Source organism: Paenibacillus phytohabitans (assembly GCF_013141775.1).
Taxonomy (GTDB): Bacteria; Bacillota; Bacilli; order Paenibacillales; family Paenibacillaceae; genus Paenibacillus_AQ; species Paenibacillus_AQ phytohabitans.
The window spans coordinates 188,680-212,996 of the sequence record NZ_WHOB01000062.1 but is presented as its reverse complement, the minus strand read 5'-3'; the positions used below and the strand labels follow the sequence as shown (position 1 = coordinate 212,996).

Below are 24,317 nucleotides of genomic sequence, written 5' to 3'. Positions count from 1 at the left end.
TCAGGTACAACTGGCCCCTTATATTATTTGAGTAAGATGGAGGATCGGAATGAAAAAGAAGAAGAAAATGATTATCGCCTCAGCCGTTGTTGTTATTGCTATTGCAGGTATTCTGGGCTATGTATTATGGCCGGATCAGAACCCGCAGGTCAAAGCCGCTCCCATGAACACCTCTATGGTGACCAAGGGAAATATCCTCGTTGGTGTCTCCGGCTCCGGTTCCGTTTCGGCAATCAACAGTGAGAGCATCCGCACCAAAGAAGCCGGTGAAGTGGATACAGTCATGGTTAAAAAAGGCGATGTCGTCAAAAAAGGCGATGTGCTGATTACCTTTGTGGCGGGCGATTTCGACGACAAGCTGAAGGAAGCCAACAAATCGCTGGAGAATCTCAAAACAGAGCTTACGAACAAGCAGGAAAATTACAAAACGATCGCGATGAATAATGCTACAGATGAAGAGCTGGAATCGGCAAAAACAGCCATTGATAAAGCCAAAAGCGATATTGCCGATCAGCAGGATTCCATTGCTGCCATCTATGAGGATATGGTTCCGCCAGATCCGTTAACGGCTCCTATCGACGGAACGATTACAGCTGTAAATATTACGGACGGCGAACAGGCTCAAAATGGTACAGAGCTGTTCACCATGACTGACTACGTTAATTTGAGCGTAACTGTACAGGTGGATGAACTGGATATTCCTCAGATCAAGCTGGATCAGGTATCAACGATTACGCTGGATGCGCTTGAGGATAAAGAGTTTGCCGGCAAGGTTATTGATATCGCCAAGGAAGGAACCTCCTCAAACGGCGTCTCCCTGTTCAATGTCACTGTAGGCTTGAATGACTCTGAGGGAGTACTGGTCGGCATGTCCGCAGAAGTGGCGATTACCATTGAAGAGAAAAATGATATTCTGACCGTGCCGATCGAGGCGGTATCCGAAGTGAACGGCAAATATTACGTGAATGTACCTGTGACCGAAGGCGGGGAATCTGCGGCAACGGACAGCGGTGCGGCTGGCGGCCAGGCTCCGGGCGGCGATGCGGCTGGCGGCCAGGCTCCGGGCGGTGATGCGGCTGGCGGCCAGGCTCCGGGCGGTGACGCGGCGGGCGGACAAGCTCCGGGCGGTGACACAGCGGGCGGCCCTCCGAGCGGTGAATGGCAAGGCGGAGAAGGCCAGACCGGCGGCCGGGGCATGCGCAGCGGCGGTTACGGCGGCGGTGGTGGTGGCGGCTACGGCGGAGGCGAGTTCCCGGGCGGCGCATCCGGCGGCAGAACCGCAGCAAGCTCAGCATCCGGCCAGAAACGGGTTGCCGTTGAGGTTGGTATTCATAATGAGAGCAATATCGAAATTGTGAGCGGCTTGAATGAAGGTGATGAAGTGATCATTCCAACTGTGATCTCAACAGGCAACACATCCACCCAGCAGACACAGATGCAAGGCGGTATGGGCGGCAGCTTCGGCGGCGGCGGAATGACCGGCGGCTTCACTGGCGGCGGTGCTGGCGGCGGAATGACGGGCGGCGGAGGCGGCTTCTCCGGAGGCGGTGGCGGACGATGAGCACCTCCGAACCGTTAATCCGGGTTCAGAACATGCAGCACAGCTATACCATGGCCGGAGAATCAATGGCGATCCTCAAGGGCCTGACCTTCAACATCGATTACGGTGAGTTTGTTGCGATCATCGGACCCTCAGGCTCGGGCAAGTCGACCCTGATGAACATGCTGGGGTGCCTGGATGTTGCGAATGAAGGTGATTATTTCCTGGATGGCCAGGAAATCCGCAAGCTGTCAGACAACAAGCTGGCCCAGATCCGCAATGAGAAAATCGGCTTTATCTTTCAAAACTTCAATCTGCTGCCGAAATTATCGGCAGTAGAGAATGTGGAGCTGCCCCTTATCTACCGGGGAATGTCTCACCGGGAACGCCGAGAGGTTGCCCGCAATGCTCTGGTCAGGGTAGGCCTGGAGAGCAGAATTGATCATCGTCCGTCCGAGCTGTCGGGAGGCCAGCAGCAGCGTGTGGCAATCGCCCGCGCCCTTGCCGGCACTCCTCCTATCCTGCTTGCCGATGAACCGACTGGTGCGCTTGATTCCAAGACGGGCAAGGAAGTTCTGGAGATGATCAAGGCGCTTAATGAACAGGGACATACTATTATTCTAATCACGCATGACCTCGAAATCGCCGAGCAGGCCAAACGGATTATCCGGATTCAGGACGGGGATCTCGTTGAGGATCGGAAGGTGTCCCACTCATGATGCTGTATCAGAGCATGAAAATGGCTTTTAAAAGTATTCTCAGCAGTAAAATCAGAGCCTTCCTCACGATGCTGGGCATCATTATCGGTGTATCCTCTGTAATCGCCCTCGTCTCGGTAGGACAGGGAACGACTTCGCAGATTACGGAATCCTTAAGCTCTCTTGGAACCAACCAGCTGACGGTTAACATTATGGGACGCGGGGCGACGACTTCCTTAACCTACGAGGAAGCTCTGGCACTTGGAGAGATTGAAGGGGTGGAGAATGTATCTCCCGTAATCACGGGGAATGTTACCGCCAAGAATGGGACCGAGAACGTTTCTGTATCCGTAGAAGGGATAACACCTGCCTATGAGGAAGTCCAGGATTTCCATGTGCAATCCGGACGGTTTCTGCTGGAGATTGATACAGATTACCGTCAAAAGGTAGCCTTGATCGGAACAGATACGGCTGAGGATCTGTTCGGCACGGATGATCCTGTGGGCCAAAAGGTACAGCTCAACGGAAGCAGCTTCAAGATCGTCGGTCTGCTGGAGAGCAAAGGCTCAACCAGCGGCGGCTCCAGCGACGAGAAGATTCTGATTCCTATTTCAACCGCTGAACGGTTCCTGCAGAGTAAGGGGGTCCGCTCGATTACCATCACAACTACTTCCAACGATAATGTGGAGGATGTAAAGACCGAGCTGGAGTCTACGCTCGATGCCAAATTCAGCGGTGCGGAGAACTCCTACTCTGTCTTCGATTCTCAGGAAATGCTGGAAACGGTAAACGAGACCAGTGATACGCTCTCTATGGCACTTGGCGGCATTGCCGGCATTTCCCTGTTCGTCGGCGGCATAGGAATCATGAATATCATGATTGTCTCCGTTAACGAGCGGACGCGGGAGATCGGAATCCGCAAAGCGATCGGGGCCAAAAAAATCAACATCATGATGCAGTTCATGATTGAGTCTGTAGTCTTAAGCGGAACAGGGGGCCTGATCGGAGTCGGGCTGGGGCTTGGTGCCAGCTGGGCCGTGGGGAAATATACAACCATGAATGTGGCGACATCCTGGAACATGGTCCTGATCTCCTTCACATTCTCCCTGATCATCGGGGTTGTCTTCGGTATGATCCCGGCTAACAAGGCAGCCAGAATGCGGCCTATCTACGCGCTGCGAAACGATTAGCATTCCTGTATTAACGAGCCTTATATCTTATTTACTCCATCCGTCCGTCTCATCTTTGGTTGAGGCTGGCGGATTTTCCTGTTCCATCCAACCCTTCCGGGTAAACTGCAGCCGTTTCAGCAAAATTAACTTTTAATTGATCCCGGGAGGGTATCGTTTGCAATAAATGTGGGTAATAGGTCTCAAGGGTAGAATACTTATAGTAGTCAGTTATACATAAATCTTCGTATAAGTAGCACGTGATATGTCTCAAGCAATTTCCTTCCCGGTTTCCCGGTTCGCTTGACGACCCGTAAATCCGGCAGCAGGAGATGATGAGGCTTATTATTTTTTTCAGCAATTGCTCTGCATGAAGGTAGTCCTATATACTGGTGAAAAGAAAACGCGGTTAAACCGGGATTTTTTCTCTCATTTCCCTCCTTCTTCCCCTGCTTTTAGGACTCGCTAACATAAACTCTCTTTATCATGCCAGCAAACAGCCATTTGCCGCATAAGGATAAGTTCCGCATGCACCCAAGGTACACCAATGAGATTCGCAAAGTTCTATGCGGGGAGAGGATGACAGTGGCAGTTTTTTCCGAAATCACAAGTACACGCAGATTAATCCTATTATTCACATCCATCTCCGTTCTTCTGGTTGGCGTCAGCGTTGCCTCCCTGTTATATCTGAATTATACGATGAATAAACTATCGGATTCCTTATACAGTGATGTATACCAGAACTCCGAGCTCGTGTTGAATGCTGACCGTGATCTGCATCAGTCTGCCATCGCGCTCCAGACTTCGCTCAGCGGCAGTATAACCGATGCGCAGCGCAGCGCGCTCTCGCAGGAGTTCGAGGACAATAATGCCCAGGCGCAGCAGCGGGTCAGTACTGCCCGTTATAATCTGGATTCTGTAGAGAGTCCATACAATGGAATGAAGCAGAGTGAGCTGCTGCTGGCTGAGCTGAGAAGCGAGCTGGAGCAGTTCGAGACCTCACTAGATCTCTGGAAGGATAGTGGAAGGGAACTGATCTCGCAGCGGGTCCAGAGTGATTGGAACCCCGCGGCCTACTCCCCGCTGGCCGTTCATACCCAGCTCACCCAGGTAAGGGGGACGCTGGATACCGCCGAGGGTCTGATTGACAGCTATGCCCGGCAGGTTATTCTCGAGTTCAAGAATCTGAAAAGCTCGCTGTTTGCCGTCTATTCAGTATTCCTGTTCCTGCTGGTCCTGGTTATTATTTATCTCTGCCGCAGACTCATCTCATTGCAGAATGAAATGCTGGAAGAGAAATCACTATACCAGCTGATCGGCGAAACCATGTCCGATTTCATTATTTTGACCGATCACAATGGCCTGATCCTGTACGCATCCCCATCACATTCAAGTGTACTTGGGTATGTTCCAAGCAAGGGCGCCCCTCTCTCCAATTATATCCGCGAAGCCGAAATCTCCTGGGCCAAGCTGAAGAGTGTCGTTCAGGCTTCACCGCGGATTTCCGAGCTGCGTATGCGTTCGGCAGAAGGGCACTGGGTATGGCTGGAGACCAAAGTCACACCTATTCCGGGAAGCCGGGCTTTCCCTGCACAATTCATGCTGGTATCGCGTGAGATTACCCAGCGCAAACAATATGAGGAACGGCTGCACAAGCTGGCCTTCTATGATCATTTGACTGCCATTCCCAACCGTGCCCATTTCAAAATGTACATGGAGAACCTGATTAACCAGCCGGAGGAGCGCCGGCAGGAGATTGCCGTAGCCCTGCTGGATTGCGACCGGTTCAAGCAGCTGAATGATACGCTGGGCCATCTGGCAGGCGATGAATTCCTGCAGTTGCTCTCACGGGAGCTGCAGCAGACCGTTAAGGGCTCAGGCCAGGCGTTCCGCATCGGCGGTGATGAATTCGCGGTGGTACTGCACCGGTTCACAAGTCCGGAAATGCTAGATGAAATGCTGGCGCGTCTGCTCCAGCTGTTCAATAAATCCTGGTCGGTCAACAAGGGCTCCAGCTTCCATACCTCTGCCAGCATTGGTGTAGCCCTCTATCCGCAGCATGGCAGCAGCATCAATGATCTGCTCCGCGCCGCCGATCTGGCCATGTACCGCTCCAAGAATCATGGCGGCAATGAGGCCAATCTGTACAGCGAGAATGTGGATGAAAAATACACCCGACAGCCGAAATAGCTTAAGCCCTTAGATAGAGGGGGCGCATTCCTTAGCGAATGCGCCCCCTCTATCTGTTATGCTGAAGAAATCAGCTGTTTATTTGTATAAGGCATGCTTCAGAGCCGTGTAATATTCTTGCACAACTCTCTGGCTGATCTCCGCAGAAGGAAAGTATTCTTCGAACCCATGAAAACATCCGGGATACAAATGAAATTCAGTCGGCACACCCGCCTGCGTGAGCCTTAACACATACTGAATGGTTTCATCGCGAAACGGATCTAAGTCACCGACGCAGGTGTATGTGGGCGGAAGTCCTGACAAATCGTCTGCCCGTGCCGGAGCGGCATACGGGGATTCTTGGCCTTGTTCTCCTAAGTACATTTCCCAAGCCAATTGGCTTTTGGCCCTGTTCCATACTCTGTCATCCGTTATTTCGTTACTGGACCTTGTAAGGAGCTGATCGTCAAGCATCGGATAGAGGGGCATTTGAAACATAATCGGAGGGCCGTTTCTATCTCTTGCCAGCAGGGAGAGAGCAGCCGTTAATCCGCCGCCGGCGCTTGGACCGAATACTGCGATTCTGGATGAATCGCTTCCCAGTGATTCTGCGTTTTCGGAGAACCAGGTGAGTGCAGCATAGCAATCTTCAAGAGGAGCCGGGAACGGATGCCCCGGAGCCAGCCGGTAATCCACAGAAACGATGACACAGTCGAGCTCCGATACCAGCTGCTGCAGGGTAAAGTCCATCATATCGGCGGATCCCAGAATATATCCTCCACCGTGAATATATAAGGCACCCGGGAGAGTTTGATTTTTCACTCTGGGCTCGTATATTTTAATACGGACCTCCGGCTCCCCTTCTGCACCCGGAACCTTTCTTTCTGAGATCAGCACTTCATCATTAAAGGGCAGAGATGCCGCCATTCCGGCAGTAAACTCCTGCATCTCTTTCCTCTGGGCTGCCAAATTCTCTCGCGTATATACAACTTTTGGTAGAGCAGCAAACATATTTTGAAGTTCCGGATGCACTTTATCCTCCATTGTCCAACCATCCTTTGTGAAGCAGAATTAGTATTCTTTATTGAATGCCGGCTTGTCCATTTCGCCACGCCGTTTGCCCCAACAGCTCCCGCATGGTCTTCATGTACTTCTCTTCCGATTGGGACCATCTTAGCCTTGCTGTTTCTTCTGCGTCCGGACCTGCCAGATAGCGCAGCCGGTCAGACGGATCGCATGCAGCGGCATACACCTGATCTGCAGCCTGATTCTCATCTGAACTCTCAAACGGATAGTCCAGCATACAGTTCATCATATGTTCGTAATAAGGCTGGTACGCTTGCGGAACGGACAGGTTTTGAGTTGCGGCCATGGTGTTCGATGAGAAATTCGTAGTAATCATGGCTCCGGGTTCCACGAGCTTAACGGAGATATTTTGTGATTCCAGCTCGTACGAGAGTGATTCGGACAGCCCCTCAATAGCATGTTTGGTTGAGACATATACGGCCAGGAGCGGGTTGGAGGCAAAGCCTACGTTTGAAGTGATATTGATGATTGTGCCGCCGCCTTCTTCGCGGAAATAAGGGGTAATTGCCTGAATGACATTCATGACACCGAAGACATTCGTCTCGAAAATCCCGCGGGTAATGTCCATGGGGGTTGCCTCAAATATCGAGAGGATACTGACTCCGGCGTTGTTCACGACGGCGTCGATCCGGCCGAACCTGTTGATCCCTGCCGCAATGGCCGCCTCGATGGAAGCGGGCTTAGTAACATCAAGCCCGGTGACGAAAATCCGTTCGGGATTCTCCTCAGTCAAGCGTTGGTCCGGTTTGCGCATCGTCGCAATCACATTCCATCCTTCCTTCGCAAACTTCTTTGCTGTTGTATTTCCCAGTCCGGTCGAACTCCCGGTGATCAACACTGTTTTGGGCATTGAACATCCTCCTCATTAGTTTGTTGCTGCTCTCTCAGCTTAGCGGATTGAAGCGGCTCTAAGTCAAATCTATCAATTCAAGCCTTTTATATAGGGATAATATGGACTGGAGGCAAGTCCGGATTGTAGAATATACTAGAGTCACTCTAACATTCAATAGGCGGTGAAACATCTTATGGCGTATACGATTAGGGATATCGTTGAGAGAACGGGCATTACCGCATATACATTGCGTTATTATGAGAAGGAAGGCGTATTGCCGGCTGTTGACCGGGATACAAACGGGGTCCGCCAATTCAACGATCACTACATTGAGTGCGTTGAGACGGTTCAGGCTCTTCGTTCGACAGGGCTGCCGCTGTCAGAAATAAAACAATACGTTGAGCTGTACAAGCGCGGAGACCGTACACTGGACCTGAGAAAAACGATGCTGTTCACCCAAAAGAGCAAAGTGGAGGAACAATTAACACGGATGATAAAAATGCTGGAAAAGATCAATTACAAGCTCGCTTTAATCGATGCCCAAGAAAACAAGTTTGACAGACTTCCCTGATAAGTGAATTTTCATGGTGTGCCTTATAAAAAAAGCTGATCTGCCGTCCCCCGCGGGACGATACAGATCAGCTCTTATTCTATTTAACTGGTTCGCTGCAGCGGATCAGCCGCCTCACCGTCGTGCTCCAGCTTACGTTCCCGTATGGTTACTTTCAACACCTGCTCCTCGCTGCCGGAGCAGTTGATGAAGCGGTCTCCGGTACCGTCCTTCTCCTCCCAGTCATTCAGCCGGAGGATGTACCCGATAGACGCTGTGCCTGGCAGCACCTCGATCCGCGCTACTGCGTGACCGTCCTCCATGTGCTGGAAATCCCGTTGTCCATCCTGAATGCCTGTACCCCATACCCAGAGATTCCAGCCCCGGTAATCGCCGTCCGGCCGTTCATAATGAACTTCGACTACCTTGGATCTCGGTTCAGGCTCGCCGTATTTATCGTAGAGCACCATCATCGACAGCCCGGCAACTTCAATACTGCCGTTCTCCGTCTGCCGGAATGCCTCCGCTCCTGCATGGGTATGGTCGACAACGATATTCCAGCAGCCGGAGGATTCAGGCAGACACTGGGTTACCGGTCCCATATTTGCATTGTAAATCACGACAATATTATTCCAACCATCGCCGCCGGCATGATTCTTCAGCACATAGGCAATGACTCCGCTGTCACAGCGCAGGAACTCAAGGCTGCGCTCTATCTCCTGACGTCCATGCAGACGGAAAGCCGGATGTCCCCGCCGCAGCTCAATCAGTCCTTTGTAATATTGAAAGACGGGAATGAACTTCTTCTTGTTCTCCCAGCGGATGGCATTGATGCAGTCAGGACTGCGGTAGCTGTTATGGTCCCCGTATTTGCTGCGCAGAAGCTCATCCCCGGCGTGCAGGAATGGTATTCCCTGCGAGGTCAGAATGATTCCGTTAGCCAGCAGAGAACGCCGTACAGTCTCATTCTCCAGCACATCAAGGGTATCAATCGCGAAATACGGGTCAGCCTGCTCCACAGCGGTTTCCAGATCCCCGCCGCTCCGCAGCCTGCCATTCTCAAGCTCCAGTAAACGCGCTTCCTGGCGTAATCCCTGGGTAGCGAGAATTTTGTCCCACAGATTGAGATTATCATGTGCTGTTACATAGTTAACTGTCTCTACAGGCGAATCGGTGAACTCATGTATGGCCCCCTTGATCCCGGAAGCAACCGCACCTTCTTTACCGTATTCTCCGGTAGCGAAGCCCTTGCCCCAGCCGTCACTGTCTCCCTTGATGGCAGAGCGGAAGTTATCATTGAAGACGGCATAACCTTTGCCGCGCTGCACACCCTTCAGGGTCTTGGTGGCCAGCGGAGAGTCTCCGCCTGTCCAGGGCTCACCGTAGAGCAGCAGATTCGGATTAATCTCCAGCCGCAGCTCTTCCGTGATCTCACGCATCGTCACACTGTCCATCAATCCCATCAGATCGAAGCGGAAACCGTCGATATGATACTCTGATGCCCAGTAGGACAAGGAGTCTTTAATATATTTGCGGACCATCGGCTGCTCGGTAGCCAGCTCATTGCCGACACCCGAGCCGTTGGAGAGCCGGCCGCTATAGTCATGGCGGTAGTAATAATCCGGCACAAGCGGCTGGAAGGGTCCTTTTTCTATAGAATACGTATGGTTGTAGACCACATCCATAATGACAGAGATACCACGGCTGTGCAGGGCCTGCACCATCTCCTTGAACTCATGGATACGGGTAGGCGGACTGGCCGGGTCTGTGCTGTATGAGCCTTCAGGCACATTATAGTGCTGGGGGTCATAGCCCCAATTGTAGTCTGTGAATAGAGGAGACCGCGGTGCTTCACCGGGAACCTTCAGCTCATCCACCGTCTGGAAGTCGAATACCGGCAGCAGATGCACATGCGTAATCCCCAGCTCAGCCAGATGGTCTATGCCCAGTGCATGACCCGCAGCATCCCGCAGCCCTATCTCAGTGAACGCCTTGAATTTCCCTTTATGGGTAAGACCCGAGCTCTCATGAGCCGAGAAATCACGTACATGCAGCTCATAGATTACAGCATCAGCCGGATGCGGCAGAGCAGGAGAAGTATCCTGATCCCAACCAGCCGGATTCGTATCCTGCAAATCGATGACCGCCGTCCGCACACCATTAGCCGATACAGCCGTTGCATAAGGGTCTGCAGCTTCGTTGATGCTTCCGTCCGCAAATACAGCCCGGTACATATAATACCTGCCCTTAAGATCACCGGAAACCCTGACTTCCCAGATTCCGCCGTCTGAGCGCTGCATATTGATAATCCGTCCGCTGTCCTTGTAATCTCCGGTATGACCGGCTGAGATGCCATTCCCGCCGGTAGCATACAGCACCAGCGATACTGCAAACGCGGTCGGCGCCCAGACTTTAAACATACTGTACTCCGTAGAATACGTTAAGCCAAGGTCTTTGCCTTCATAGGTCTCCATTACTGATTCTGCATTTATATAATTGCTGCTCATTCATATTCACCATCCTAATGCTCTCTGCCATCCGGCCGAAAACTGATCACTCTATTACAACCAAGCTATTTCCACATATCACCAATCTAATACTTGCACAGCTCTGCAAGCGGGTATTGCTGAGAATTCTTACTCACGGTTCATCTTATAATATGTAACATTATGTTCACAGGTTTGGGTTACGGGGTAGAATTGCATCTGCTTGCTATATCCTATATCGGCATGAAGTCCCGGGTATTTAAGCTCATGAGGTGACAGCTGCGAATCTACCCGGAAGTATACTTGTCCTGCAGCCAAATAACAACCGTTAAATGTTGTTTTGCTTCCTTTAGCGCTTACGCATGACCTTTCCGAACAGCGCCAGAATTGGAAGCAGCAGGAAGCCGGCAGCCAGAATGGAGGCCCTGATCGAGAAACGGCTGCCAATATAACCAACAACCGGACCGCCTGCGGACTGGCCGAGTGCATCCGATTGGCTAATCATCGACAGGACCGTGGCCCGGTTCCGGCTTGGAAGCTTCGAGTTCAGCCAGGTAGTGTAGATAGGATCGCTCACGGAGCCGGCCACCCCCAGGAGAAGCACCGCAAAGATTGCGGCCGTGAAATTCGGCGCAAGCGCAAGCAGCAGGATGCAGCCCATGCGGATACAGGTAAGTATGAACAATGCGGCAGAGACCTTTCGTTCCAGGAGCAGGTCCATCCTTTTCCCGGCAAAACGCACGGCCAGCATCCCCAACATTGTAGCCGCTGCACTGATCAGGCCGAACCATACCGCCATTGACACGGGGGCATCCGGGAAGCCGATTTCATCGATCAGGTGGATTTGCCACAGACGGTCATACCCTTCAGACGCAGCCCCGTTAAATAATGTTACAACGGTCAGCAGCAGAAGCAGCGGGTGATGTCTGAGTACGGATACGCCGCTTACCCAGGTCTTGCCCAGTTCACGGATTGGTGAGGTGTGCGGCTCACGCTCCCGCCGGATAAAGCCCGTTTCCTTCATATAACGGATCAATACCAGCCCAAGTATGAAATAGACCGCGCCTCCTGCCAGAAACGGCATATTAGGCGCAAGGAGTGATAATCCTACACTGACAGCAATGCCCAGCAGAGATGCATTTAGCGCAAATACTTTGGAACGCATAAAAATCGCCCCTGTCTGCTCCTCATCCAGCTCGTCTACAATCCAGGCCGTGTCTGCCCCGCTGACAAACGTCCAGCCGATGCCATACAGCATCTGGGACATAAGCAGCCAGGCAAATGCAGGCAGCATGGAGGCCGGATGCATCATCCAGACAATACAGCCTTCCAGTACAAAAGCACTTCCCAGCACGAACATTCCGATAATAACCGACAGCTTACGGCTGTATGTATCTGCTACAACACCTGTAATGCCTTCGAACACTAACACTGTTATCTCCAGAACCGTTCCAACCAGCACCAGCTGAAATGGATTTAACCCTAGCTCAGTGACGTAATAAATGCTGTAGGTTGTAAATATGGTGCTGCCCGCTAATGACATCATAAAAACCATGAACATATACAGCTGCGAGGCATTGAATTTCTGCAAAAATGGTTCCACCCTTCGGAAGTAATGGACTCATTATATATAATGCTGCCGGAATGGGCGGTTCCGTTCTTGCTGAAGTGGATGCATGCTCACAATTCAAAAAAAACCGGCCTCCTGTAACGGAGACCGGCTAAAGTAGTTGGAAAAGTGGAATTGCCTCAAACAGAAAACCAAAAACGAATTAATTCACACGGCTTTGCACAAGTGCGGCTACTTCCTCGGCAGTGCCGAGCTGCAGCGCCTGGGCAGCCATTTCCTTCATGTCAGCAGCAGACAGCTTGGCAATCTGGCTGCGAGCCGGCAGAATGGAGGTTGCACTCATACTGAATTCATCCAGGCCAAGGCCGAGCAGCAGCGGAATCGCTGTAGCGTCGCCGGCCATTTCACCGCACATGCCGGTCCATTTGCCTTCGGCGTGTGCTGCATCAATGACGATTTTGACCAGACGGAGAATTGCCGGGTTGTATGGCTGATACAAGTAGGATACCCGTTCATTCATACGGTCCGCAGCCATTGTATATTGGATAAGGTCATTGGTACCGATACTGAAGAAATCCACTTCTTTGGCGAACTGGTCAGCCAGTACAGCTGTCGAAGGAATCTCAACCATGATACCCAGCTGGATGTTATCGGATACTTCCTTGCCTTCTTCACGCAGCTTGACCTTCTCTTCCAGCAGCAGATCACGGGCTGCACGGAATTCGCCAAGAGTCGCGATCATCGGGAACATAATCCGCAGGTCACCGTGGGCACTGGCTCTGAGCAGGGCCCGCAGCTGGGTGCGGAAGATATCCTGACGGTCCAGACACAGACGGATGGCACGGAAGCCGAGGAACGGATTCATTTCCTTCGGCAGATCCAGATAAGGCAGCTCCTTGTCGCCGCCGATATCCAGCGTGCGCACAACTACCGGCTTGCCTTGCATGTTCTCAAGCACGCTGCGGTAGGCATTGTATTGAATCTCTTCAGAAGGCAGCTTGTCGCGGCCCATATACAGGAACTCTGTACGGTACAAGCCTACGCCCTCGCCGCCATTCTCAATTACACCCGTTACATCATTCGGTGTACCGATATTGGCAGCCAGCTCTACATGCTTGCCGTCAGCTGATACGGTAGGCTCATCGCGGAGCTTCTTCCACTCGGCAATCTGCAGATCATAAGCTTCCTGCTTCGCGGTGTATTCAGCTACTTCAGCTTCAGTAGGGTTAATCAGCACATCGCCGTTCAGACCGTCAACAATGATCAGATCGCCAGCTTTGACGAGAGACAATACGTTCTTAGTTCCTACTACAGCCGGAATTTCCAGGGAGCGGGCCATAATCGCGGAGTGGGAAGTACGTCCGCCGATATTGGTCGTGAAGCCCTTTACGAAATTACGGTTAAGCTGCGCTGTATCCGAAGGCGTCAGATCGAGTGCGATAACGATAACCTCTTCACTGATTTCAGCCGGGCTCACATAGTGAATGCCAAGCAGATGGTTCAGTACGCGCTTCGTTACATCACGCATATCGGCTGCGCGCTCCTGCAGGTACGCGCTCTTCATGTTCTGGAACATTTCCACGAATTGATTAGCTACTTCATTCAAGGCATAGTCCGCATTAACCGATTCCTCGCGGATTTTATCCATTACAGGCGTGATCAGCTCAGGATCATCAAGAATCAGCAGATGGGATTCGAAGATCTCAGCTTTCTTCTCGCCAAGCTCTGCCAGTGTCCGCTCTTTGATGCTCTGCAGTTCGCCTCTGGATTTGTCCAGGGCGTCAGTCAGCTTCGCAAGCTCAGCGTCCACATCAGTGACCGCTGTTTTGGTAATGGTATAGTCCGGATGTTCCAGGATAAAGGCACGGGCTACTGCAATACCTGCGGAAGCCGCGATTCCTGAAATTTTACTCATGAACTTCTCCCAGCCCTTCTTTAACCATGATTTCCTGCAGTGCGCTGAGGGCTTCAGCTTCTTCACTGCCTTCAGTAATAAGGGTCAGGGTATCTCCTGCTTCAAGGCCCAGGGATAGAACGCCCAAGATGGATTTAAGGGTTACTTTTTTGCCTTTGGCTTCCGCAAAAGCCTCAGTGCCTTTGAATTTTGTAGCTGTATTTACCAGCGCTGTTGCCGGGCGTGCGTGAATTCCATCTTCGTCAATGATTCTGAAAGTTGTTTGCATAATAATATCCAACTCGCTTTCTATTAATTAGGATAGTTGCTTATGGTGAAGGCCGCGCTCCCTTTAATTATAATGGAAGCGCTTCGCCTTTGCACATTTTACTGAATGGTGATGATATCCTTATCACCGATGGATACTTTGCCCGGTTTCTTCAGGGTGACAGAAGAGCCTTCAGGCAGGTTGGAGAAGATGACCGGAGAAATGACCGAAGGTGCATTGGCCTTCACATACTCCAGATCCACTTCCATAATCGGCTGTCCGGCAGCTACGAGATCGCCTTCTTCTACAAGAACCGTGAAGCCCTGGCCCTTAAGCTTAACGGTATTGACACCGATATGCACGAGCACTTCCTTGCCGCCGTCGGACATAATGCCGATTGCATGCTTGCTCGGGAAGACATTGAACACCTTGCCGTATACCGGCGAAGCAATCTTGCCGTCATCAGACAGGAAGGCGAAGCCGTCACCGGTCATTTTTTGCGAGAAGACCGCATCAGGAACCAGTGTAATATCCATCAGCTCGCCGTTTACAGGGGATACGATATCCTCAGCGATAATAGCCTCACCCTGCTCGCCGGCCTGCTTCTCAAGCTCCGGCTTCGGCGCTACAGGAGCAGCAGCCGGTGTTCTTCCGTTCATGACATCCTGAATCTGCGATTTGATGGTGTCCGAACGGGTTCCGAAGATCGCCTGTACGTTGTTACCCACTTCCAGAACTCCAGAAGCACCCAGCTTCTTCAGCCGGTTCTTATCAACGCCCGCTTTATCCTTGACTTCAACACGAAGACGGGTGATGCAGGCATCCAGATGCGTGATATTCTCTTTGCCGCCCAGGGCGGACAGAATGTTGCGCGGCAGATCGTCGCCCGACTTCGATACACTCTCTGTGCTCATTTCTTCCTCGTCGTCAGATGCATCTTCGCGGCCCGGAGTCTTGAGGTTGAACTTGCGGATCACGAAGCGGAATCCGAAGTAGTAAATCACCGCGAGCACCAGACCTACCGGAATAACCAGCCACCAGGCTGTACGGTTCGGAATGACGCCGAACAGCACATAGTCGATGAAACCGCCGGAGAAGGTCATACCGATTTTGACATTAAGGATGTGCATGGTCATGAAGGAAAGACCTGCAAATACCGCATGTACAGCGAACAGCAGCGGAGCCACGAACAGGAATGAGAATTCCAGCGGCTCGGTAATACCTGTCAGGAACGAAGTCAGCGCTGCGGAAATCATCAAGCTTCCGACAACCCGTCTGTTCTCAGGTTTGGACTCATGATAGATCGCCAGGGCGGCTGCCGGAAGTCCGAACATCATGAACGGATATTTACCAGTGGTAAATGTACCGGCTGTGAAATCCACACCGTCACGAAGCTGCTGCATGAAGATCCGCTGGTCACCACGGACCAGATCTCCTGCCTTGTCCACATAACTTCCGAATTCATACCAGAACGGCGAATAGAAGATATGGTGCAGGCCGAAAGGAATAAGGGAACGCTCGATGACCCCGAAGATAAAGGCCGACAGCGTCAGGTTGGTGTTGATCATACTCTGCGATACATAGTTCAGGCCGTGCTGGATCGGCGGCCATACCAGTGTGAGCGCAAGACCGAGAATCAGGGAAGTTACCGCAGTCATAATCGGTACGAAACGTTTACCCGCGAAGAAGCCGAGATAGGACGGCAGCTCTATACGGAAGAACCTTTTGTACATGGATGCGGCCAATATCCCCACCAGGATACCACCGAACACCCCTGTCTGCAACGTAGGAATCCCCAGCACGCTGGAGTAGGCGAAATCTTTCCAGGTCAGGACGTAGGCGTTGACGCCAACAACCGTACCCATGGTTACGTTCATAACCAGGAATCCGATGATAGCTGCCAGACCCGCTACACCTTCACCTCCGGCCAGCCCGATGGCTACGCCGACTGCGAACAGCAAGGAGAGATTATCAAATACAATTTGCCCCGAGTTCATCAATACGGTAGCAATAGCTTGAACTACATGATTTTCCAGTGCCGGCACATACTGCAGGAAATCCGGATTAACTAGCATGTTCCCGATTCCGAGCAGCAGTCCCGCTGCAGGCAGAATGGCAACTGGCAGCATTAGCGCTTTACCGACTCTCTGCAAAACGCCGAATAACTTTTTGAACATTGAGGTCACTTCCTAATCCTAAATTTCATTCAAAACAGAAGCCAAAAAAGGCATGAGCAATACAGAACAGATTGTCGTCTAACGCTAACGTTAGAGTACCCCGAGTTGGGGCAAGACAACCATAATACTGTAAATCACTCATGCCTGATCGTATCAGTTACACGTTTGTATTCTGTTTTGTTAATAACAGGGATCATTGTAGCACCGATAATTTGAAGTTGCAAGCATTAATTAACAGGCTAAATGCTGTCCTGCTGTTCCATACCGGATTCATCTTCCTTCTTCTGGGCAAGACGCTGCAGATGAATCGTCAGATAACTCACCTCGGCAGGATATACCGGGATATGCACGCGCTGTTCGATAACCTTGGTCAGCTTCCAGGCAAGCATGTACATCTCGGGATATTCACGTTTCATCAGCCCGTCAAGGGACGAAGTCTCGCGTACAGTCTCCCCCCGGCGCAGCCTCTCCAGCACAAAACGCAAATGAGTCACCAGACGTGAATAGTCCAGGGAATCACGCGGAATGCGGTATTCGAGGTTATCCTCCACCAGTCCCACCATGTCCCCGATCAGCTGCGAATGCTGCTTAACCTCCGAGATATGCCGGTTGCTGAGTGCACTGACAATGTGAAGCGCCACAAATCCGATCTCATCCGGCGGCAGTGAAACCTTCATGGCTTCGTTAATCCGGTCCACTGCATATTCGGCCAGCCTGTATTCCTCCGGATAGATCTCCCGGGTCTCGTACAGAAAAGGGTTATGTATGGCTATATGCTGCTCGCTTCTGCGGATGGCAAAGGAAATATGGTCTGTGAGCGCGATATGGATATGCTCGTTAAGCGCCTGCCGGCTGCTCTGCATAATATGCAGTACAATCTCCTGGACCACCTCAATCAGCTTCTCGTCCACCTGGGGCACAAGCTGCTTATACTGCTCCTGCTCCTCCTGGCTCCGCAGGATGAACATTTTTTCCACAGAAGAGAGGTTGATCCGGTCCCGTGTCTTACGGTTGAAGCCGATACCCTTGCCAATGACCACTACCTCGGCATACTGGGGATGCTCGGCAATGATAACGTTGTTATTGAGTACCTTGGCCACTGTTATGCTGCTGCTCAAATGCGACACCTCTTTTAATTCTGAATACCCGATCTATTAAGGCAGCACGATACACGTATCAGCATGTGAAAATTAACCTTGAGCTACTATCATAACATCAAGAATCTCAAATTAGAAGTGTGCGGCAAAGAGCCGGGAGGCTCATTTCACCCGAAACGTCCGGCCTGAGAATTTGTAGACCAATATCAGGGCCGCCAGCATATAGACAACAGCAGAGAGTACTACGATAAAAGCAAAAATCCCTGGCTCGCTCTTGAACTGTATGGCTATAAAACCGGCTGCCAGCACGATACTGTTCACAATTGTAAAAAACGGATTCTTCACATTCAGCTCGGTACTGTACGGCTGGAAGATGTAATACATGAACAGATGATGCACCGAGAAGAACAGGGACAGTGCCACAATCGTCACGCAAAAGATAACCGCATCCGCCGCGCCCCAGCTCTCACCCGACAGCAGGATCAGCAGATTCACCCCCAGGCAGATGGCTGCCGCCGGAATCAGATTAAGCAGGCTGATGCGCAGCAGCCGGATCCGGAAGTTGCTCAGGATCGCCGACTGTTCACGGTAGAACCCGTAACGCAGCAGACTGAGATCACAGTTGTAGAACATAGCCTTGCAGACACGTTCACCGATGGAGGTGTAATTCATAAGGATCAGAAAGGTCGGCAAAGCGCTGATCAGATAATGAGCCATTCTGTTAAAAGCTGCTTGCGAGAACAGCAGCGTCAGCAAAGCAGCTGCGAAGAGTGCGCCAATAATTACCAGACGCCGCTGCACTGGATGAATGAGTAACCGCCGGTGGCGCGAGAAAAAAATCGCATTCAGATAAGCATACCCGCTTTTGCCTGCGAATTGTCCGGGGTTCAGCTGCTCCGCCGTGTACTGCTGCTCCCGGGTTGCGACATCCTTCACCCGTGCCTCCTTCATCATGCGTCCCATATCCAGCAGCGGATCATCAATTTTGGTAACGGCATCCACTGCATTGCGGTAATCCGGATAACGGGCGATGTAGACCGTACATAAGGCTCCCAGCACAGTCACACCAAGCACCAGAGGCAGACTGAACAACATAGAACTGTCCACCACCGCAAAACCCGGGAGCAGAGGTACATAAGCCAGCAGGTAACCTGCACCAATGGCGGTCCAGACCCAGCTTGTTTTTTTGACAACCACAATGCCGTATTTATCAAAAATCCACAAATGCAGGGCCTCGCAGGCAATACGCCAGAAGGTCAGCAGCAGAGCAAGAACACCTCCCTGCCACAGCGGAGCCCCCAGAAGATTCCCGAAGACCATCATCGCCGGGATAAACGTAACCGCAAAGCTGATCCCGCGCAGCGTTAGCGTAACACGCATATATCTCTCCGCGGGGAGCCTCATCAGCTTAACGAAGATATACTTGTCCCGTTTGGGCTCCAGAATAACCGCGCTGGAAACTGCAGCGACCAGAAAGCTTAAACAGAGCAGGACCTGAAGGTACAGCTGATATTGTGCTGAAAGCGTTAATGTTAATTCACTGCCTGCAAGCTTGACGGGCAAATAGACCATAAGCCCCAAATAGGCAAACTTGGACAAGAAAGCCCAGATGGCTTTGAGGATATAGACAATTACCGATAAAGTCCGCTTAAGCGACGTCTCGGCATAGGCCGAGGCCGGTAACAGCTCGCCGATAACGGGGATTTTTCTGAAATAGAACATCAGCCGGTTAGCGCCGGACATCCCGCGAATCTCCATGATCGCCTTCAGCGTGCTAATCATGGTCTCCATCCTTCAGCAGCGCGATAATCTGCTCCTCGAATTCCGGACTGCGCAGCGTTTCCGCGGGAATCTCACGGAGTGAGCCATTATTCAGAATCACCAGCTCATCACAGAGATCGGCAGCCAGCTGCAGAATATGGGTGGAGAAAATAATAATATGCTTCTGCTTCATCTCACGCAGCAGCTTCTTGATCTCCAGCGCCACCACTACATCAAAGGAGGTCAGCGGCTCATCCAGCAGAATTAGCGGCGGCCGGGAAATGATGAAGCAGAGCATCTGGATTTTGTTCTTCATCCCGTGGGAGTAGCCTTTGATCAGGCGGTGGCGGTCCTCCTCCTCAAAACGGATGATATCAAAATACTCTTCGATACTTCTGCCCGGTTCAATTTTATCCTTGTTGATATCCATGTAGAACTTCACGAACTCATAACCCGTTAAGAAATCCGGCAGAATCGGCAGGGAAAAGACGTAGCCGATCTCCTCTTCGCGAAGCGGAAGACTCACTTCCTCCCGCCGCAGGAAAGCCCCGCCGCTGTCCATGCGTATCTCACCGCTGAGGCAGTTGAACAGTGAGGTTTTGCCGGCACCGTTGCGTCCCAGGAGCCCGTAAATCTTGCCTTGCTCGAAGGTGAAGTCAATTCCCTTCAGCACTTCCTTACCGTCAAAGCTCTTGCGTATATTATCCAAAATGAGCTCCATGCCTGCACCTCCGTTTCCTATCGCCGTAATTCTATAAAAAAGGTATGACAGGCGGTTAAACCTGCCGGCCATACCTCGGTGATACGCTATTATTCCTCTGGTTGTTCAACCGGGGCGGCCGGTGGTATTACGGCCGGTTTCGGTTTGCTTGGGAGGGCGGTTACTGGCGCTCCGGTATACTCGGCAGCTGCTGCCAGCTCCGGCTTGCCTTTGGTTTTGGTCAGCCCTTTGATCAGCGCTTCGACATCAATGCCGGACACGCTTTTCAGCATCTCGGGGGCTGTCGCCATCAGCTGGGTCACATAATTGCTGACCCGGGCCGCACCTTCCCCGTTGCCGGTATCCACAACCGTCAGCTTGTCAATGGAAGCCAGCGGCTCGGCAATCTTCCCGGCCAGCTCCGGCAGCATTTTGACGATAATATCGAGTACCGCCGCTTCGCCGAATTTCTGGAAGGCTTCCGCCAGCTTCTCCTTGGCTTCCGCCTCGGCCAGACCGCGCAGGCGGATAACTTCCGCTTCCGCTTTACCTTTGGCCAGCTCGGCATCGGCGACCGCTTGCCCTTCCAGACGTTTCTGCTCGGAGGTTGCTTTAGCCTGAGTCTCAATACTGTACTGCAGCGCATCGGCTTCACGCATCCGCTTGGCCTTGTCGGCTTCCGCCGCCTGCTCCACCGCGTAACGGTCCGCTTCCGCTTTCTTCTTCACTTCCGCATCATACTGCTTCTCGCGAACCTGGATTTCCTTGGTCTGCAGATCAATTTCGCGTTCCTTGCGGACCAGCTCGACCTTCATCTGCTCTTCAACCACCGTCTGCTTAGCCCGCGCCTCCTGAATATGGTACGCCTGGTCCGCTTCCGCTTTGGCGGTATCCTGATCACGTTTGAACGCCGCTACCTTCAGCTGGTTCTCCTTCGAGGCTTCGGCGATGTTGGTATCACGCAGCAGTTCTGCCTTCTGCCCCTGCTCTTCAGCATTGGCCTTCTGAATCCGCGCGTCACGCACAGCCTCGGCTTCGGCAATCTCCGCATCCCGCTTCACTGCGGCAATCCGCGGTTTACCCAGCGCTTCCAGATAGCCGTGCTTGTCACGCACATCCTTAATGGTGAACGAGACGATCTGCAGCCCCATTTTCTTCAAATCACGGGCCGCAACGCCTTGAACCTCCTGGGCGAAACGGTCCCGGTTGCGGTAGACCTCTTCAACGGTCATCGAGCCGAGAATCGCCCGCAGATGGCCTTCGAGCACTTCCTGGGCTTCGCTCTTCAGCGCCTCAATCGGCTTGCCCATGAACTGCTCGGCTGCCGTCGCCACATCCTCGGTGGAACTGCCCACCTTGATGATCGCCACTCCATCGGCAATGACCGGAACGCCCTGCTCCGTGTAGACCTCAGGGGTCGTCACGTCTAGCTTGTGGGAGAGCAGTGACATGAATTCTGCCTTCTGGAAGACCGGCAGGATGAATGCACCGCCGCCGCGGACGATTTTGATTTTACGGCCGGAGCCGTCATCTGAGATATGATTGCTGCCCAGGAAGGAACCTGTAACGATCATACCTTCATCAGGCCCTACCGTTTTGTAACGGGCCCAGAATGCAATCCCTAGTACAAATAATACAGCCACAACGACTGCGGGAATAAACAAAAAATCAGGAATACCGAACATTAAGAATCCACTCCTCTTCTGTCTTCGAATTCTGACACAAGGGCTACGCCCTCCCGGACCTCTACCACCACAACTTTAATGCCGGCCGGCAGCGGATGCTGTTCGAAGCTGGCTGCAGTATGCAGACTGTTGCCTGCTCCGAATTTCACCATAATCTCACCATAGCCTGATGCAGGAACCGGAACCATAACCTCACCGATTCTTCCCGGCAGATCGTTCATGGAGAATCCGTTCGACATTTCGCTGTTCCTCATTGGCTTCACTACAACAAGATGCAGCACCACTCCCATAAAAGCCGCAATCAGCAGGGACAAGGCAAGAATTGCGCCATCTTCCAGTCCGCTGTAGCGGCTAAGCAGCACCCCCGCTCCGCCGAACACCGTTACTCCGCCTGCCAAGATGGCAGGATTGACGAAATCAAAAGATACGAAGTCAAAAACCCCGTGCAGAGCGCCTCCGATCAGGTCGCCTACAAGTACACTGACTACGGCAAAAATAATGCCCAGCGCCAAACAGCCCAAATACAGCGTTTGCATATTGGTCTCCTCCCGTCTTTACTTCCGGACTGTCATACTAGTTTAAACGCAGAAACCATGTCCTTGGTTTCACAAAGTTGGGTATTAATCTCATTATTGTATCTCTGGAGAGAGAACATTAAGGGATTTCCATGTTAAAAAGCCGCTCCCGGTGAACGGGAGCGGCTGATCTTTGGGAGCAGCATATAGGGTTAACCATTGCCGGTATGTCTATCCAGCTGCCTTGCAAGGCCGGCTTACAAGGTTAACTGCTTGTAAATGCAGCTTACAGAGCCAGCTTGTAAATCTCTACAACATCCTCACGCTGCAGCTTACGGAAGTTGCCGAACGGGCCGAAACGGACAGCCTTGTCAGCCATATTGCCGATTTCGCTGTCATCGATGTCATAATCGCCAAGCGTCTTGGGAGCTCCAATGGAATCCCAGAAGCTGCGAAGCGCCTCGATGCCTTCAAGGCCGACTTCCTCATCGCTTCTGCCCGCCGGATCAATCCCGAATACGTTCACTGCCAATTGGCGGAAACGGGCAGGATTCGTACTGAGGTTGTATTTCATCCATTGCGGGAACAGAATCGCCAATCCTCCGCCATGCGGAATATCGTAAACGGCGGATACGGCATGCTCAATATTGTGCGTAGCCCAGTCTCCGGCAAAGCCCATGCTGACCATCCCGTTCAGTGCCATGGTGCCGGAGTACATGATGGTCTCACGCAGTTCATAGTTGTTCAGATCTTCGATCAGCTTCGGTGCAGTCTCGATCACTGTACGAAGCAGGGTTTCACAGAAGCCGTCCTGTACCGGCGTGTTGCCGTCTGTGTGGAAATAATGCTCCAGTGTATGGGACATGATGTCCACCATACCGTAGACCGTCTGGTCACGCGGCAAGGAGAAGGTGTTCTCAGGATCAAGAATCGAGAAGGCCGGATAGGCATGCACGCTGCCCCAGCCCATTTTCTCCTTGGTCACTTCATTCGTAATTACCGAGCCGTTGTTCATTTCCGAACCGGTAGCCGCCATAGTCAGCACAGTGCCCAGCGGAAGAGCTCCCTGAGGCGCCGCTTTGCGCTCCACGAAGTCCCACATATCCCCATCGTACTTCGCACCGACAGCTACAGCCTTGGCACAATCCAGCACACTGCCGCCGCCGACGGCGAGGATCAGTTCGATCCCGTTCTCGCGGCATAAATCCACGCCTTTATGTACGGTGGACAGGCGCGGGTTAGGCTCCACTCCGGCCAGTTCAGTAACTACAGCGCCGATGGAATTCAGCTCAGCAATTACATTGTCGTACAGGCCGCTGCGCTTGATGCTGCCTCCGCCGTACATCAGCAGTACATTCTTGCCGTATTTCGGCACTTCGGTGCGGAGTGCCTGCAATGTCCCTTGTCCAAAAATCAGCTTGGTAGGGTTATAGAACTCAAACTTACGCATATGGGTAAACCTCCATGAGTATATGAATGTGACGCACTTGTATATTATAGACCTCCGGCTTGCCGCATTCAAATGACAGCGAAGCAGCGGCAAAAGGCCGGTATCGTGTTTAAAAGACACGGCGTTCCCTTAACGCCTGCCTAGCACAAATTCAAAGGGATTTTTCCCTTTAATTTCCTCATGCCGCCCACTTTCGGCGGGATTAAAGGGATTTTTCCCTCTAATTTCCTCATGCCGCCCACTTTCGGCGGAATCAGAGGGATTTATCCCTTTAATTTCCGCTTGCCGCCCGCTTTCGGCGAATTCAAAGGGATTTATCCCTTTAATTTCCTCATGCCGCCCACTTTCGGCGGAATCAGAGGGATTTATCCCTTTAATTTCCGCTTACCGCCCAATTTCGGCGGAATCAGAGGGATTTATCCCTTTAATTTCCGCTTGCCGCCCACTTTCGGCGAATTCAGGGGCACTTCTGCCCCTCATTTCCGCTTGTCGCCCGCTTTCGGCGAATTCAGGGGCACTTCTGCCCCTCATTTCCTCTTGCCGCCCGCTTTCCGCGGATTCAGGGGCACTTCTGCCCCTCATTTCCGCTTGCCGCCCGCTTTCGGCGGATTCAGGGACACTTCTGCCCCTCATTTCCGCTTGCTGCCCGCTTTCGGCGGATTCAGGGGCA

Annotated in this window: 18 protein-coding genes; 5 read left to right on the top strand and 13 right to left on the bottom strand. The window is 52.2% G+C overall.

Annotated features, from left to right (window positions below; genetic code table 11):
* The first annotated feature begins 49 nt into the window (after positions 1-49).
* The 4 genes from GC101_RS21275 (at position 50) to GC101_RS36790 (ending at position 5,597) form a co-directional block, all read left to right on the top strand.
* Positions 50-1,561, top strand: a complete 1,512-nt coding sequence (locus GC101_RS21275; protein WP_171718876.1) for an efflux RND transporter periplasmic adaptor subunit — start codon at positions 50-52, stop codon at positions 1,559-1,561.
* On the top strand, positions 1,558-2,259 hold the full coding sequence (locus GC101_RS21270) for an ABC transporter ATP-binding protein (protein ID WP_076242620.1): 702 nt from the start codon (positions 1,558-1,560) through the stop codon (positions 2,257-2,259). Before GC101_RS21275 ends, GC101_RS21270 begins: the two co-directional genes overlap by 4 nt.
* Positions 2,256-3,428, top strand: a complete 1,173-nt coding sequence (locus GC101_RS21265) for an ABC transporter permease (RefSeq protein WP_039310234.1) — start codon at positions 2,256-2,258, stop codon at positions 3,426-3,428. The genes GC101_RS21270 and GC101_RS21265 overlap by 4 nt, the downstream gene beginning before the upstream one ends.
* A 564-nt stretch (positions 3,429-3,992) precedes the next feature.
* Positions 3,993-5,597 (top strand): diguanylate cyclase domain-containing protein, encoded by a 1,605-nt coding sequence (locus GC101_RS36790; RefSeq protein WP_171718875.1) that lies wholly within the window; start codon positions 3,993-3,995, stop codon positions 5,595-5,597.
* A 78-nt stretch (positions 5,598-5,675) separates the two neighbouring features.
* Here the strand turns inward: GC101_RS36790 and GC101_RS21255 are convergent, their stop codons facing one another.
* Both GC101_RS21255 and GC101_RS21250 read right to left on the bottom strand, forming a co-directional pair.
* Positions 5,676-6,620 carry an alpha/beta hydrolase gene (locus GC101_RS21255; RefSeq protein ID WP_171718874.1) on the bottom strand — a complete coding sequence of 315 codons (945 nt, stop codon included), beginning with the start codon at positions 6,618-6,620 and terminating at the stop codon, positions 5,676-5,678.
* A gap of 37 nt (positions 6,621-6,657) precedes the next feature.
* Entirely contained in the window at positions 6,658-7,512 is an 855-nt protein-coding gene (locus GC101_RS21250) for an SDR family oxidoreductase (protein ID WP_171718873.1), read from the bottom strand.
* A gap of 175 nt (positions 7,513-7,687) precedes the next feature.
* Here GC101_RS21250 and GC101_RS21245 point away from each other — a divergent pair, with 175 nt between their 5' ends.
* On the top strand, positions 7,688-8,065 hold the full coding sequence (locus tag GC101_RS21245; protein ID WP_171718872.1) for a MerR family transcriptional regulator: 378 nt from the start codon (positions 7,688-7,690) through the stop codon (positions 8,063-8,065).
* Positions 8,066-8,148: 83 nt separating this feature from the next.
* On the opposite strand, the gene pulA is transcribed toward GC101_RS21245, so the two are convergent.
* The 11 genes from pulA to GC101_RS21190 form a co-directional block, all read right to left on the bottom strand.
* The gene (pulA, locus tag GC101_RS21240; protein WP_171718871.1) at positions 8,149-10,551 is read right to left on the bottom strand and encodes a type I pullulanase; all 2,403 of its coding nucleotides are present in this window, start codon (positions 10,549-10,551) and stop codon (positions 8,149-8,151) included.
* 328 nt (positions 10,552-10,879) lie between these two features.
* Positions 10,880-12,121 carry an MFS transporter gene (locus tag GC101_RS21235; RefSeq protein WP_246354438.1) on the bottom strand — a complete coding sequence of 414 codons (1,242 nt, stop codon included), beginning with the start codon at positions 12,119-12,121 and terminating at the stop codon, positions 10,880-10,882.
* A 181-nt stretch (positions 12,122-12,302) separates the two neighbouring features.
* The gene (gene ptsP, locus GC101_RS21230) at positions 12,303-14,015 is read right to left on the bottom strand and encodes a phosphoenolpyruvate--protein phosphotransferase (protein ID WP_171718870.1); all 1,713 of its coding nucleotides are present in this window, start codon (positions 14,013-14,015) and stop codon (positions 12,303-12,305) included.
* Positions 14,008-14,283, bottom strand: coding sequence for an HPr family phosphocarrier protein (locus tag GC101_RS21225; protein WP_039309348.1), 276 nt, complete (start codon positions 14,281-14,283; stop codon positions 14,008-14,010). The genes ptsP and GC101_RS21225 overlap by 8 nt, the downstream gene beginning before the upstream one ends.
* 98 nt (positions 14,284-14,381) lie before the next feature.
* A complete protein-coding gene (ptsG, locus tag GC101_RS21220) occupies positions 14,382-16,439 on the bottom strand; it encodes a glucose-specific PTS transporter subunit IIBC (RefSeq protein ID WP_171718869.1) in 2,058 nt (685 codons plus the stop codon).
* Positions 16,440-16,678: 239 nt separating this feature from the next.
* On the bottom strand, positions 16,679-17,557 hold the full coding sequence (gene glcT / locus GC101_RS21215; protein WP_076242614.1) for a glucose PTS transporter transcription antiterminator GlcT: 879 nt from the start codon (positions 17,555-17,557) through the stop codon (positions 16,679-16,681).
* Between the two features lie 141 nt (positions 17,558-17,698).
* Positions 17,699-19,318 carry a hypothetical protein gene (locus GC101_RS21210; protein ID WP_171718868.1) on the bottom strand — a complete coding sequence of 540 codons (1,620 nt, stop codon included), beginning with the start codon at positions 19,316-19,318 and terminating at the stop codon, positions 17,699-17,701.
* Complete coding sequence (locus GC101_RS21205; protein ID WP_042234087.1) at positions 19,311-20,018, bottom strand: ABC transporter ATP-binding protein; 708 nt, start codon at positions 20,016-20,018, stop codon at positions 19,311-19,313. Before GC101_RS21205 ends, GC101_RS21210 begins: the two co-directional genes overlap by 8 nt.
* Before the next feature lie 89 nt (positions 20,019-20,107).
* Complete coding sequence (gene floT / locus GC101_RS21200) at positions 20,108-21,682, bottom strand: flotillin lipid rafts scaffold protein FloT (protein ID WP_281365907.1); 1,575 nt, start codon at positions 21,680-21,682, stop codon at positions 20,108-20,110.
* On the bottom strand, positions 21,682-22,218 hold the full coding sequence (locus GC101_RS21195) for an NfeD family membrane protein (protein ID WP_042135018.1): 537 nt from the start codon (positions 22,216-22,218) through the stop codon (positions 21,682-21,684). The genes floT and GC101_RS21195 overlap by 1 nt, the downstream gene beginning before the upstream one ends.
* Before the next feature lie 265 nt (positions 22,219-22,483).
* Positions 22,484-23,647 carry an iron-containing alcohol dehydrogenase gene (locus tag GC101_RS21190; protein ID WP_171718867.1) on the bottom strand — a complete coding sequence of 388 codons (1,164 nt, stop codon included), beginning with the start codon at positions 23,645-23,647 and terminating at the stop codon, positions 22,484-22,486.
* Positions 23,648-24,317 lie beyond the last annotated feature (670 nt).

Coding starts and splice junctions, on each gene's coding strand:
- GC101_RS21275 (WP_171718876.1), top strand. CDS start 50: ATGAAAAAGAAGAAGAAAATGATTATCGCCTCAGCCGTTGTTGTTATT.
- GC101_RS21270 (WP_076242620.1), top strand. CDS start 1,558: ATGAGCACCTCCGAACCGTTAATCCGGGTTCAGAACATGCAGCACAGC.
- GC101_RS21265 (WP_039310234.1), top strand. CDS start 2,256: ATGATGCTGTATCAGAGCATGAAAATGGCTTTTAAAAGTATTCTCAGC.
- GC101_RS21255 (WP_171718874.1), bottom strand. CDS start 6,620: ATGGAGGATAAAGTGCATCCGGAACTTCAAAATATGTTTGCTGCTCTA.
- GC101_RS21250 (WP_171718873.1), bottom strand. CDS start 7,512: ATGCCCAAAACAGTGTTGATCACCGGGAGTTCGACCGGACTGGGAAAT.
- GC101_RS21245 (WP_171718872.1), top strand. CDS start 7,688: ATGGCGTATACGATTAGGGATATCGTTGAGAGAACGGGCATTACCGCA.
- pulA (WP_171718871.1), bottom strand. CDS start 10,551: ATGAGCAGCAATTATATAAATGCAGAATCAGTAATGGAGACCTATGAA.
- ptsP (WP_171718870.1), bottom strand. CDS start 14,015: ATGAGTAAAATTTCAGGAATCGCGGCTTCCGCAGGTATTGCAGTAGCC.
- GC101_RS21225 (WP_039309348.1), bottom strand. CDS start 14,283: ATGCAAACAACTTTCAGAATCATTGACGAAGATGGAATTCACGCACGC.
- ptsG (WP_171718869.1), bottom strand. CDS start 16,439: ATGTTCAAAAAGTTATTCGGCGTTTTGCAGAGAGTCGGTAAAGCGCTA.
- GC101_RS21210 (WP_171718868.1), bottom strand. CDS start 19,318: ATGATTAGCACGCTGAAGGCGATCATGGAGATTCGCGGGATGTCCGGC.
- GC101_RS21205 (WP_042234087.1), bottom strand. CDS start 20,018: ATGGAGCTCATTTTGGATAATATACGCAAGAGCTTTGACGGTAAGGAA.
- floT (WP_281365907.1), bottom strand. CDS start 21,682: ATGTTCGGTATTCCTGATTTTTTGTTTATTCCCGCAGTCGTTGTGGCT.
- GC101_RS21195 (WP_042135018.1), bottom strand. CDS start 22,218: ATGCAAACGCTGTATTTGGGCTGTTTGGCGCTGGGCATTATTTTTGCC.
- GC101_RS21190 (WP_171718867.1), bottom strand. CDS start 23,647: ATGCGTAAGTTTGAGTTCTATAACCCTACCAAGCTGATTTTTGGACAA.